The 12,305-nt window shown below is 64.0% G+C and carries 9 protein-coding genes; 4 read left to right on the top strand and 5 right to left on the bottom strand.

Annotation, left to right across the window (positions count from 1 at the left end; all coding sequences use genetic code 11):
* Positions 1 to 3 precede the first annotated feature (3 nt).
* Together X751_RS145900 and X751_RS145905 are read right to left on the bottom strand one after the other, a co-directional pair.
* Positions 4 to 2,283: an NADP-dependent malic enzyme gene (locus tag X751_RS145900; protein WP_023745223.1), complete on the bottom strand. Its 2,280-nt coding sequence runs from the start codon at positions 2,281 to 2,283 to the stop codon at positions 4 to 6.
* Positions 2,284 to 2,427: 144 nt separating this feature from the next.
* A complete protein-coding gene (locus X751_RS145905) occupies positions 2,428 to 3,609 on the bottom strand; it encodes a glycosyltransferase (RefSeq protein WP_032892959.1) in 1,182 nt (393 codons plus the stop codon).
* A gap of 165 nt (positions 3,610 to 3,774) precedes the next feature.
* Between X751_RS145905 and mutS the strand changes: the two genes are divergently transcribed.
* The 4 genes from mutS to X751_RS1000000164810 all read left to right on the top strand — a co-directional run bounded on the left by mutS (position 3,775) and on the right by X751_RS1000000164810 (position 8,347).
* Positions 3,775 to 6,504: a DNA mismatch repair protein MutS gene (mutS, locus tag X751_RS145910; protein ID WP_023745221.1), complete on the top strand. Its 2,730-nt coding sequence runs from the start codon at positions 3,775 to 3,777 to the stop codon at positions 6,502 to 6,504.
* A 73-nt stretch (positions 6,505 to 6,577) separates the two neighbouring features.
* Positions 6,578 to 7,042 (top strand): nuclear transport factor 2 family protein, encoded by a 465-nt coding sequence (locus tag X751_RS145915; protein WP_023729603.1) that lies wholly within the window; start codon positions 6,578 to 6,580, stop codon positions 7,040 to 7,042.
* Between the two features lie 66 nt (positions 7,043 to 7,108).
* A complete protein-coding gene (locus tag X751_RS145920; RefSeq protein ID WP_023745220.1) occupies positions 7,109 to 7,669 on the top strand; it encodes a TetR/AcrR family transcriptional regulator in 561 nt (186 codons plus the stop codon).
* 129 nt (positions 7,670 to 7,798) lie between these two features.
* The gene (locus tag X751_RS1000000164810; protein ID WP_023690027.1) at positions 7,799 to 8,347 is read left to right on the top strand and encodes a hypothetical protein; all 549 of its coding nucleotides are present in this window, start codon (positions 7,799 to 7,801) and stop codon (positions 8,345 to 8,347) included.
* Between the two features lie 28 nt (positions 8,348 to 8,375).
* Here the strand turns inward: X751_RS1000000164810 and X751_RS145925 are convergent, their stop codons facing one another.
* The 3 genes from X751_RS145925 to X751_RS145935 all read right to left on the bottom strand — a co-directional run bounded on the left by X751_RS145925 (position 8,376) and on the right by X751_RS145935 (position 12,254).
* The gene (locus tag X751_RS145925; RefSeq protein WP_023745218.1) at positions 8,376 to 9,221 is read right to left on the bottom strand and encodes an aldo/keto reductase; all 846 of its coding nucleotides are present in this window, start codon (positions 9,219 to 9,221) and stop codon (positions 8,376 to 8,378) included.
* A 92-nt stretch (positions 9,222 to 9,313) separates the two neighbouring features.
* Positions 9,314 to 9,697, bottom strand: a complete 384-nt coding sequence (locus tag X751_RS145930) for a DUF305 domain-containing protein (protein WP_023685134.1) — start codon at positions 9,695 to 9,697, stop codon at positions 9,314 to 9,316.
* Between the two features lie 43 nt (positions 9,698 to 9,740).
* The gene (locus tag X751_RS145935) at positions 9,741 to 12,254 is read right to left on the bottom strand and encodes a heavy metal translocating P-type ATPase (RefSeq protein ID WP_023692659.1); all 2,514 of its coding nucleotides are present in this window, start codon (positions 12,252 to 12,254) and stop codon (positions 9,741 to 9,743) included.
* Positions 12,255 to 12,305: the final 51 nt, after the last annotated feature.

The following is a 12,305-nucleotide window of genomic DNA, read 5'->3' as shown; positions in this document are numbered from 1 at the left end:
CAATCAGGCTCCCGCGCTATAGGCCGCGATCGCAGCCATGTTGACGATGTCCGAATCCTTGGCGTTGAGCGAGACGATCTGGACCGGTTTGTTCAAGCCGACCAGCAGCGGGCCGATGACGGTGGAGCCGCCGAGTTCCTGCAGCATCTTGGTCGAGATCGAGGCCGAGTGGAACGCCGGCATGATCAGCACATTGGCCGGGCCGGTCAGGCGAATGAATGGATACTGCGCCATGGCGCGGGCATTGAGCGCAACGTCGGCGGCCATCTCGCCATCATACTCGAAATCGACGCGGCGCTTGTCGAGGATGCGTACCGCTTCCTGGACGCGTTCCGAGCGCTCGCCCTGCGGGTGGCCGAAGGTCGAATAGGCAAGCATGGCGAGCCTCGGCTCATAGCCCATGCGGCGGGCGAAGCCCGCCGCCTCCTCGGCGATATCGGCGATCTGCTCGGCATTGGGCATATCGTGCACGGCGGTGTCGGCGACGAGCACGGTCTTGCCCCGGGCGAGCACGATCGAGACGCCGATGACGCGGTGGCCGGGCTTGGCGTCGATGATGCGGCGGATGTCATCGAGCGCCGTCGAATAGTTTCGGGTCACGCCGGTGACGATGCCGTCGGCATCGCCCAGCGCCACCATGCAGGCGGCGAAGTGGTTGCGGTCGTTGTTGATCAGGCGCTGGCAGTCGCGGAACAGGAAGCCTTTGCGCTGCATGCGCTCGTAGAGATAATCGGTATAGATGCCGTTGCGGCGCGACAGCCTGGCATTGATGATCTCGATGCCTTGCTTGTTGAGGTCGATGCCGGCGTGCCTGGCGTTTTCCTTGATGACGTCGTCGCGGCCGAGCAGGATCGCGGTGCCGAGCTTCTGGTTCACATAGGAGACGGCGGCGCGCATCACCTGTTCTTCCTCGCCCTCGGCAAAGACGATGCGCTTGGGCTGGCGGCGGACGCGATCGTAGATGCGCTGCAAGGTCGAGGCGATCGGGTCGCGGCGGGCCGACAGCTCCTGCGCGTAGCGGTCGAGGTCGAGGATAGGCTTGCGGGCGACGCCTGACTCCATCGCCGCTTTGGCCACCGCGAGCGGGATGGCCGAGATCAGGCGCGGATCGAACGGCACCGGGATGATGTAGTTCGGGCCGAATTTCGGCCGGTTGCCCTGATAGGCGGCGGCGACATCGTCGGGCACGTCCTTGCGCGCCAGGTCGGCCAGCGCTCTCGCTGCGGCGATCTTCATGTGGTCATTGATGGTGGTGGCCCTGACATCCAGCGCACCGCGGAAGATGTAGGGGAAGCCCAGCACATTGTTGACCTGGTTGGGGTAGTCGGAACGCCCGGTGGCCATGATGGCATCGGTGCGGATTTCGGCCACTTCCTCCGGCGTGATCTCCGGGTCGGGATTGGCCATGGCGAAGATGATCGGGTTCTTGGCCATCGACTGCACCATCCTGGTGGTCAATGCGCCCTTGGCCGACAGGCCGAGGAAGACGTCGGCGCCGTCGAGCGCCTCAGCCAGGCTGCGCGTGTCGGTCTTGACCGCATGCGCCGACTTCCACTGGTTCATGCCTTCGGTGCGACCCTGGTAGACGACCCCCTTGGTGTCGCACAGGATGATGTTCTCGGGGGCAAAGCCCATCGCCTTCATCAGTTCGATGCAGGCAATGCCGGCGGCGCCGGCGCCGTTGCAGACCATTTTCGTGGTCTTCATGTCGCGGCCGGTGATCTCCAGCGCGTTGATCAGCCCGGCGGCCGAGATGATGGCGGTGCCGTGCTGGTCGTCATGGAAGACCGGGATGTCCATCAGTTCGCGCAGCCGCTGCTCGATGATGAAGCATTCCGGCGCCTTGATGTCTTCCAGGTTGATGCCGCCGAAGGACGGGCCGAGAAAGCGCACGCAGTTGATGAATTCGTCGGCATCCTCGGTGTCGACCTCGAGGTCGATGGAATCGACATCGGCGAAGCGCTTGAACAGCACCGCCTTGCCTTCCATCACCGGCTTGGAGGCCAACGCGCCGAGATTGCCGAGGCCGAGAATGGCGGTGCCGTTGGAGATGACGGCGACCATGTTGCCGCGCGTCGTGTAGTCGAAAGCGCGGCTGGGGTCTTCGGCGATGGCCAGCACAGGAACCGCCACACCCGGCGAATAGGCGAGGCTCAGATCGCGCTGCGTCGCCATCGGCTTGGTGGCGACGATCTCCAGCTTGCCGGGGCGGCCCATGGCGTGGAATTCCAGCGCCTCCTCGGCACTGACGGAGGGGCCGCTGTTTTCGGTTTTCTTGGCCATGATGCTTTTGATTTCCTCGCCGGTGTCGCCCCCTTGAGACGGGTGCGTGTTTTTGAAACTTCTGGATCAAGGCTACACGCCACCGCTGTAAATCGCCAAGCGATCTTCACGCCCGCAGCGAAATCTCCCGAGGGTCGGATGACGTCACGTCGGCTCTGGCTCGCTGACGAAAGCAGCGATTTCGCGCACCGTTCCCCGTCGCATCATGCCGTCTGTGCCGGGGAAAGGCCACGTCTCGATGGGTGGCGCACGACTTCCCTTGCGCCGCAGCAATGCAGTCAGGAACGCCATGAGTTCGATGCGCTGGGCGTGAACCTTCTCCAGCGTGCGGCGGCGGATGTGCTGACGCGGTATGGCACGATCTCGCAGCGTCTCGACCGCGCGGCGAATGGCAGCCGGTTCCGGATCGGCGACGATGCAATAATCCGGATCGAAATAGACGTCGCGACCGCCAAGGCTCGGCGTACTGACGATCGGCAGGCCGGCCATCAGATATTCCATCGAGGAGTACATCGATCCTTCCACGGCCGACAGGCACAGCCCGACGGCGGCCTGGTTGTAGACGCGGTTGACCTGTTGCGCCGTCAGCTTGCCCGGCCAGCCGTCGACGAGCGGATTGGCGATCTGGTGGAGCGGCGAACGCGCCTGCAGTCGCCGAACAAAGGCGCGGGCGGCAACCGGCGGCAATTCGCCGATCGAATAGGTGATGTGGGCCAGCCGCTCTATGTCGAAGGCCAGGTGATGGCGTTTGATCGGCGAGATGCGGCCATTGTAGACCGCGTCGAATTCGACCGGCACGTCCGGCAGCGGCCGGAATATATCCTCCGACACCATCAGATTGTGGTTGGAGAAGATGGCATTGCCGCCCGCAGCTGCGATGAGACGGCGCTCTTCCTCGGTGTTGCACAGGAAGATGATTTCGTGCAGCGGAAACCGGCCGGCATACCAGGCGAGATCGCGGCCCATCCGGGCGATGACAGCCGGCCGCTCCATGGTCCAGGTCTGCATCGTCAGGAAGGTGACGCGCCGTCCCGCCAGGCGCCGGCCAAGGGCCGCCAGCGGATAGAGCGGACGGGCTCCGCCAATCGGGACATAGAGCACCAGCGGGTCGCGGCTGAGCACATGCAGCGACATCTCGATGCCGCTATCGAGATCGGACAGCGGTCCCCGTGTCGGCAGGAGGAAGGGGACGCGCTTGCGCACTGTCCCCCTAAGCTTGCTTTTGGTGCGGTGGACGCGCCGCGCCGCCAACAGCAGCAGGCGCTCAAGCGCCGATCCAGCCGGACCGACCAGCTCTTCGAACGCCTCCTGTTTGTCCTGATCCATGCCGCTTATCCCCGCCATGGCGATCATAGGGTCTGGTTGGCGCCCGAAGCAACCAACGGCTTCACCCGGCGTAGAGGGAGCACAAGCCGCCGTCGAGGCCGGTCGTCCCCTGCTTTTCGGGCCGCCGGCATTAAACCCCGCACCCACATCTGCTAGCGTGCGGGCATGAACATGCACACTTCAGCAGAAACCGACGCCCCCGAGGTGACACCGCCTGCGCCCGTCGGCAGCGTCACGCCGATGATGGAGCAATATATCGAGATCAAGGCGGCGAACCCGGACTCGCTGCTGTTCTACCGCATGGGCGATTTTTACGAGCTGTTCTTCGACGATGCCGAGAAGGCGAGCCGCGCGCTGGGCATCGTCCTGACCAAGCGCGGCAAGCACCAGGGCCATGACATTCCGATGTGCGGCGTGCCGGTGCATGCGGCCGACGACTATCTGCAGAAGCTGATCGGCCAGGGTTTCCGCGTCGCCGTCTGCGAGCAGATCGAGGACCCGGCGGAAGCCAGGAAGCGCGGCGGCAAATCGGTCGTACGCCGTGACGTGGTGCGGCTGGTGACGCCCGGCACCATCACCGAGGACAAATTGCTGGCGCCGTCGGAATCGAGCTTCCTGATGGCGCTAGGGCGGGTGAAGGGCGGCAACAGCGGTGACGCCTTCGCCCTGGCCTGGATCGAGATCTCGACCGGCGTCTTCCGCGTCGCCGAAACCACGGCCGACCGCCTGCTGGCCGATGTCTTCCGCGTCGACCCGCGCGAGCTGATCGTCGCCGAGCCGGTGTTTTACGATCCCGAGCTGAAGCCGGTGTTCGACGTCATCGGCCGCGTCGCCAGCCCGCAGCCGCCGTCGCTTTTCGATTCGGCTTCGGCAGCGGGGCGGATCGCGCGCTTCTTCGAAGTGGCGACGCCTGACAGTTTCGGTGCCTTCTCGCGCGCCGAATTGTCGGCGGTCTCGGGCGCCATCGCCTACGTCGAAAAGACGCAGAAGGCCGAGCGGCCGCCTTTGTCGCGTCCCGAACGCGAGGAGCAGGGCTCGACGCTGTTCATCGATCCTGCGACACGCGGCAATCTGGAACTGTTGCGCACGCTGTCGGGCAGCCGCGACGGCTCGCTGTTCAAGGCTATAGACCGCACGGTCACCGGCGGCGGCGCCAGGCTGCTCGCCGACCGGCTGATGGCGCCGCTGACCGATCCGGCGGCGATTGCTGCCCGGCTTGATTCGGTATCGTTCTTCCGCGCCGAGACGCGGCTCTGCCAGGCGGTGCGGTCAAGCCTGAAGAGCGTCGCCGACATGCCGCGAGCGCTGTCGCGGTTGGCGCTCAACCGCGGCGGCCCGCGCGACCTCGGCGCGCTGCGTGCCGGCTTTGAAGCGGCGGGCGCCATTGCCGAAATCCTCGCCGCAACAGCGCTGCCCCATGAATTGACGGAAGCACTTGCCGCGATAAAGGCGCTGCCGCGTGCGCTGGCCAAGCATCTGGCCCAGGCTCTTGGCGAGGAACTGCCGCTGCTCAGGCGCGACGGCGGCTTCGTGCGCGGCGGCTACCATGCCGAGCTCGACGAAATGCGGGCGCTGCGCGACGAATCGCGCAAGGTGATCGCCGGACTGGAGCGCTCGCTGATCGAGGAGACCGGCATCCGCTCGCTGAAAATCCGCCACAACAATGTGCTGGGCTATTACATCGAGGTGACGGCCAACCACCATTCAATCATGACCGGAAGCGACGGCGCCAAGACGCGCTTCATCCACCGCCAGACCATGGCCAATGCCATGCGTTTCACCACGACCGAACTTGCCGAACTCGAGACCAAAATCGCCAATGCCGCCGACCGGGCGCTGAGCATCGAGCTTGCCGCTTTCGATACGCTGACGGCTGAGGCGGTCGGCGAGGCGCAGAAGATCCGCGCCGGCGCCGATGCGCTCGCCGTGCTCGACGTGTCGGCGGCGCTCGCGCTGTTGTCGGAGAGCGAAGCCTGGTGCCGGCCGCTGGTCGATTCCAGCCTTGCCTTCGACATTTCGGGCGGGCGCCATCCTGTGGTGGAACAGGCGCTGCGGCGTTCGGGCGAAGGGCCGTTCGTCGCCAATGATTGCGATCTGTCGCCGCAAGACGGGGCCAAGGCCGGCGCGATCTGGCTGCTCACCGGTCCGAATATGGGCGGTAAGTCGACCTTCCTGCGGCAAAACGCACTGATCGCCATCCTCGCCCAAACCGGTTCCTTCGTGCCGGCGACATCGGCCCATATCGGCGTCGTCGACCGGTTGTTCTCGCGCGTCGGCGCCTCGGACGATCTGGCGCGTGGCCGCTCCACCTTTATGGTCGAGATGGTCGAGACGGCGGCGATCCTCAACCAGGCCGGTGAGCGGGCGCTGGTGATCCTCGACGAAATCGGCCGCGGCACCGCCACTTTCGATGGCCTGTCGATCGCCTGGGCGGCGGTCGAGTACCTGCACGAGAAGAACCGCTGCCGGGCGATCTTTGCCACCCATTTCCACGAGATGACGGCGCTGTCCGGCAAACTGCCGCGCCTTTCCAACGTCACCATGCGGGTCAAGGAATGGGAAGGCGACGTCGTCTTCCTGCACGAGGTCGGCAAGGGTGCCGCCGATCGCTCCTATGGCGTTCAGGTCGCTCGCCTTGCCGGTCTGCCGGAAGCGGTGGTCGGCCGCGCCAAAGAGGTGCTGCATCAGCTCGAGGAAGGCGATGTCTCCGGCAAGGCCAACCGACTGGTCGACGATCTGCCGCTGTTTTCGGTGGCAATGAAGCGGGAAGCGGCAAAGCCTGCGAAGAGCGACGCATTGGGCGCAGCGCTGGGTGAGATCAATCCAGACGAGATGACGCCGCGCGAGGCGCTGGAAGCGCTCTACCGGCTGAAGGGGCTGGCGGGGAAAACCTAGCCCGATTTCGGCCTTGACCAATTGTACCGATTGGTACAATGCTCGCCATCGCCTTTGCCGATGCGAGAATAACATGAGCCGTCCGCCGCTGCCGCCCTTCACCGCCGAGACCGCCGCGCAGAAGGCTCGGCTTGCCGAAGACGCCTGGAACAGCCGCGATCCCGAACGGGTTTCGCTCGCCTATACGCAGGACAGCACCTGGCGCAACCGCGCCGAGTTCGTCTCGGGCAGAAATGAGATAGTCTCCTTCCTCACGCGCAAATGGGCTCGCGAGCTCGACTACCGCCTGATCAAGGAGGTCTGGACCTGGAACGACAACCGCATCGCGGTGCGCTTTGCCTATGAATGGCGCGACGACAGTGGCCACTGGTTCCGCTCCTACGGCAATGAGAATTGGGAATTCGACGCGGCCGGGCTGATGCGTAGGCGCGTCGCCAGCATCAACGACCTGCCGATCGCCGAGGGTGAGCGCAAATATCACTGGCCGCTCGGCCGCCGGCCGGACGACCATCCCGGCCTGTCCGAACTCGGACTTTAGAATATGATCCCTAGAGCTGTGTCGCGGTTTTCGGCAAAGATCATGCTCAAGCGGAAAAACTAGCGCATGCGCAGGATCGCGCCCGATCGCGCCGATTTGCTCTCCATCATCGGCGAGGTTTTCCGCGAACACGGCTATGAAGGGGCGAGCCTGGCGCGGATCGGTGCGGCGACCGGCCTAGGCAAAGGCAGCCTTTACCACTTCTTCCCCGGCGGCAAGGAAGAGATGGCGGCGGCTGTCATTGCCCATATAGATGGCTGGTTCGAGGAGAATGTCTTCGTGCCGTTGCAGGACAGGGCCGACCCTCGTACGGGCATCGATCGGATGTTCGAAGCGACGGAGAGCTATTTCCGGTCGGGGCGCCGGGTGTGCCTGATCGGCGCCTTTGCGCTGGACGAATCCCGCGACCTCTTCGCCATCGCGATCAAAAGCTATTTCGGCCGCTGGGTGGCGCATCTTGCCGAAGCGCTGACCCGAAGCGGGCACAGCGCTGCCAGGGCGGACGAACTCGCCGAAGAAGCGGTCGGCGCCATCCAGGGCGCGCTCACGCTGGCACGCGCCTTCGACGACACGGCAGTGTTTTCCCGCGCCCTGCAACGAGCGCGGGCGGCGCTGGAAACCACCTAGCCAATTGCATGGGCGTCTGGCATTCAGAATGCGAGTTGTTCATTGCCACCTCCTAGGCCCATCTATAACAAAATTGGGAAGGCAAATGGCGCGATCTCATGAAGCATTGCCGTGAGGATACTGCCCCACATGATTTGGACTCCGCACGAGGTCGTCAAGACTGAATTGCAACCTGGAGAAACCGTGCGCTGGACTGGATCTCCATCCTTTATGGGTATGCTTCGGACCCAGTTATTTCCGATTATTTTTGCAATCGCCTTGACCTGTTTCTGTACTCCACTCCTCCTCAGCGCTCTAAGCGAACCATTCCTTAAGCACATTGGGTGGAATTCACTCTCGCTGATCACGTGGTTTGTCGCTATTGGCTTTGGACTATGCCTGCTCGGCAATGCCGTCTGGAATACTTTGGCTGTATGGCGAACGGTCTACGCCGTGACCGACCGTCGAATCCTTATCATCAGCGATTTGTGGTGGCGGCATGTCCTCGCCATGGCCCCTAATGCCATAAACACCATTGAGCGAAACGAACGCTCGAACGGTAGAGGATCGATTACCTTTCGCCGGGAAACGGTTGATACGGGCGACGAACCAACCACAACCACAGTGAGCTTTGTCGGTGTCCGCGATGTGCGAAACGCAGCGCGCGAGATCGAAAACCTACGACTGGGCAGCAAGTAGACGGCCAGTCTGACCAACCGCAATCAATTCAGATCATCTCCAGCCCGCGCTTGCGCGTCGGCGGTGGAAAGGCGCGGTCGAGTTCGGCGAGGTCTTCGGCCGTCAGCCTGATATCGAGCGCGGCGACATTCTGGCGGACATGGTCGTGGCTGCTCGCCTTCGGAATGGCGATGACACCGGGCTGCGCTATCACCCAGGCAAGCGCGATCTGTGCTGCCGTGGCGTTGTGGCGGGCGGCGATGGTTTCCAGCCTGGAATTGCGCGCCAGCGCGCCCTGCTCGACCGGCGAATAGGCCATCAGCGGGATGCCGCGCTGCCGGCTCCACGGTGCGAGATCGAATTCGGGGCCGCGCCGCGACAGATTGTAGAGCACCTGGTTGGTCTGGACATGATCGCCAGACGACAGGCCGGTCAACTCCTCCATCTCGTCGGTGTCGAAATTGCTGACACCCCAGTGGCGTATCTTGCCGGCCTCCTTCAGCGCCTCGAACGCCTCGACGGTTTCAGATAGAGGCACACTGCCCGGCCAGTGCAGGAGATAGAGATCGATGCGGTCGGTGCGCAGGCGCTTCAAGCTGTTTTCGCAGGCCCGCGCCACGCCGGTGCGCGAGGCATTGGACGGCAGCACCTTGGAGACAAGAAAGAGTTCGTCGCGGCGCCCGGCAATGGCTTCCGCCACCACCTCCTCGGCGCCGCCGCTGGCATACATTTCAGCGGTGTCGATCAACGTGATGCCGAGGTCCAGCCCGAGCTTCAGGGCATTGACCTCGCCGGCGCGGCGGCGGGAATCCTCGCCCATCTTCCATGTGCCCTGTCCCAGCACCTGGACGGCCTCGCCCGAAGGCAGTGTGGTGGCTCTTATCGTCGATGGCATGTGGGCTCCTGGCGCCGTGTAATCGATGCGAATGGCATCACAAGCACGGAGAGAAATCCAGAATGAATCTCTCCGGCATGGCCGTTGCTGCCTTACTTCGCCGGATGGGCGGCGAGCCAGGCCTGCATCTTGGCGATCTCGGCTTCCTGCGCGGCGATGACATCTTCGGCCAGCTTGCGGATTTCGGGATCCTTGCCATTGGCGAGTTCCACCTTGGCCATGTCGATCGCGCCCCGATGATGCGGGATCATGCCGCGCACGAAATCGACATCGGCATTGCCGGAATATTCGATCATCATGTCGGTGTGCATCTTGTCCATCGCCGCCTTGTAGCCGTCGGTCGAAGGACCTTGCGCGCCCATCGCGCCCATGTCGTGTTTCATCTCTTCGGATTGCGCCGGGACGCTTTCGAGGAAAACGGCAAGCAGCATTCCCGCCGCCATCATCAAAAGCACGATCTTCTTAGCCAAGGTCATCCATGATCTCCTGTTGATTGATATTCGTATCTGGGGGCTTTGCTCAGAGTTTCAACGTCCGCAGCCGCAATGCGTTGGCGATGACCGAAACCGAAGACAGGCTCATGGCCGCCGCCGCCAGCATCGGCGACAAAAGCGTGCCGGTGAGCGGATAGAGCACGCCGGCGGCAACCGGCACGCCAAGCACATTGTAGAGGAAGGCGAAAAACAGATTCTGGCGGATGTTGCGGATCGTCCCCTGGGCGAGCGTTCGGGCCCTGACGATGCCGTTGAGATCGCCCTTGACCAGCGTAATGCCGGCGCTCTCGACAGCGACATCGGCGCCGGTGCCCATGGCGATGCCGACATCGGCGCTGGCCAGGGCCGGCGCATCGTTGACGCCGTCGCCGGCCATGGCTACGCCGGCACCTTTCGCACGCAACTCCTCGACAAGGGCTGCCTTTTGTTCCGGCAGCAGGCCGGCGCGCACCTCGTCAATGCCAAGGCTTTTGGCGATGGCGCGCGCCGTGCATTCATTGTCGCCGGTCGCCATGATGATCCGCAAGCCTCTGTCGTGCAGCGCCCTGATCGCCTCGGCTGTCGTTGCCTTGACCGGATCGGCGACCGCGACAATGCCGGCCAGTTTTTTGTCCACCGCAACGAACATCGCCGTCTTGCCTTCTGCCTGCAGCGCCTCGGCCCTGGCCGACAGGGAAGCGGTGTCGATGCCGACATCGGCCATCATGGCGGCGTTGCCGAGCGAAACCTTCCTGCCAGACACCGTGCCGGATACGCCCTTGCCGGTGACGGCGTCGAAGCCGCCGGCCTCAACGAGCGTCAGGCCGCGTTCGCCGGCGCCGCCGACAATGGCCTCGGCCAGCGGATGCTCCGAGCCTTTTTCCAGGCCGGCGGCGAGCGCCAGCAATTCATTCTCAGACAGGCCTTCGGCAGCGACGACATCGGTCAAGCGAGGCTTGCCTTCGGTCAAGGTGCCGGTCTTGTCGACGATCAACGTGTCGACCGAAGCGAAGCGCTCGAGCGCGGCCGCGTCCTTGATCAGCACGCCCGCGTGCGCCCCGCGCCCGGTGGCAGTCATGATCGACATCGGCGTCGCCAGGCCGAGCGCGCAGGGGCAGGCGATGATCAGCACCGAGACCGCCGAGACGATGGCAAAGATCAAGCTGGGTTCGGGACCGAAGATCGCCCAGGCGGCAAAGGCCATGAGCGCGACCAGCACGACGGCCGGCACGAAGTAGAAGGAGACGCGATCGGCTAAACCTTGAATCGGCGCGCGCGAACGCTGCGCCTTTGCGACCAGCTCGACGATGCGCGAAAGCGTCGTTTCGGAGCCGACCTTTTCGGCGCGCATGATCAGCGAACCGTTCTTGTTGAGCGTGCCGCCGGTCAAGGCATCGCCTTTCGTTTTTTCGACCGGCAGCGGCTCGCCCGAGATCATCGATTCGTCGATGGAGGAACGGCCTTCCGTTACAGTGCCGTCGACCGGCACGGCGTCGCCCGGACGGAGGCGTAGGTGGTCGCCGGTCTTGACCGCAACGAGCGGCACGTCGGTGTCGGAGCCGTCCTCCCCGATCAGCCGTGCCGTCTTCGGCGCCAGGTCGAGCAGCGCACGGATGGCCGAGCCGGTCTTTTCGCGCGCCCGCAATTCGAGCACCTGACCGAGGAATACCAGCGCGACGATGACGGCGGCTGCCTCGAAATAGACCGGCACTGTGCCGCCATGACCGCGGAACTGGTGTGGAAAAATGTCCGGGAACAGAGTGGCCGCCACGCTGTAGAGATAGGCAGCGCCGACACCGAGCGAAATCAGCGTCCACATATTGGGGCTGCGGTTGACCAGCGACTCCCAGCCTCGGTGGAAGAACGGGAAGGCCGCCCACAGCACGACGGGGCTGGCCAGCGCCAATTCCAGCCAGACCATCGTTCGCCCGTCGACAAACGCCTGGAACGTCAGGCCGAGCATCGGCGCCATGGCAACGATCAGCAGCGGCAGGGACAGCACCGCGCTGACCCAGAACCGTCTGGTGAAGTCTACCAGTTCGGGGTTCGGGCCCTCATCGCCAGTGGGAACGCCCATCGGCTCAAGCGCCATGCCGCAGATCGGGCAGGAGCCGGGCTTGTCTCTTATCACTTCGGGATGCATCGGGCAGGTGTATTGCGTGCCTTTCCGCACTGGCGACGGCGTCGGCCTGTCACCGAGATAGTTTTGCGGCTCGGCCTCGAACTTCGCCCGGCAGCCGGCCGAGCAGAAATAGAAACCCTGGCCTTCGTGGCGGAAAAAATGCCTGGCGGTAGCGCGGTCGACACTCATGCCACAGACGGGGTCGGTGGCGGTCAGGTATTTTTCGGGCCCGGCGACGAATTTCGTACGGCAACCCTCGCTGCAGAAGTGAAAGAGACGGCCGCCATGCTCGGCCGTCGGCTTACCGGCTGCCGGATCGACGCTCATGCCGCAGACCGGATCGCGCACCACTGCTTCGGCGGCCGGCTCAGCAGCCTTTGCCGTACAGCAGTTGCCATCGGCCGCGTGCGCGTGGTGGTGATGCTCGGAATGCGCCATCGAAAAGTGCCTTATATCTGTCTGGGTGAGGAGGTAGTGCTTCCAGTAACT

It is taken from the genome of Mesorhizobium sp. LNJC394B00 (genome assembly GCF_000502555.1).
Taxonomy (GTDB): domain Bacteria; phylum Pseudomonadota; class Alphaproteobacteria; order Rhizobiales; family Rhizobiaceae; genus Mesorhizobium.
This window is presented reverse-complemented; position numbering and strand designations above follow the sequence as displayed.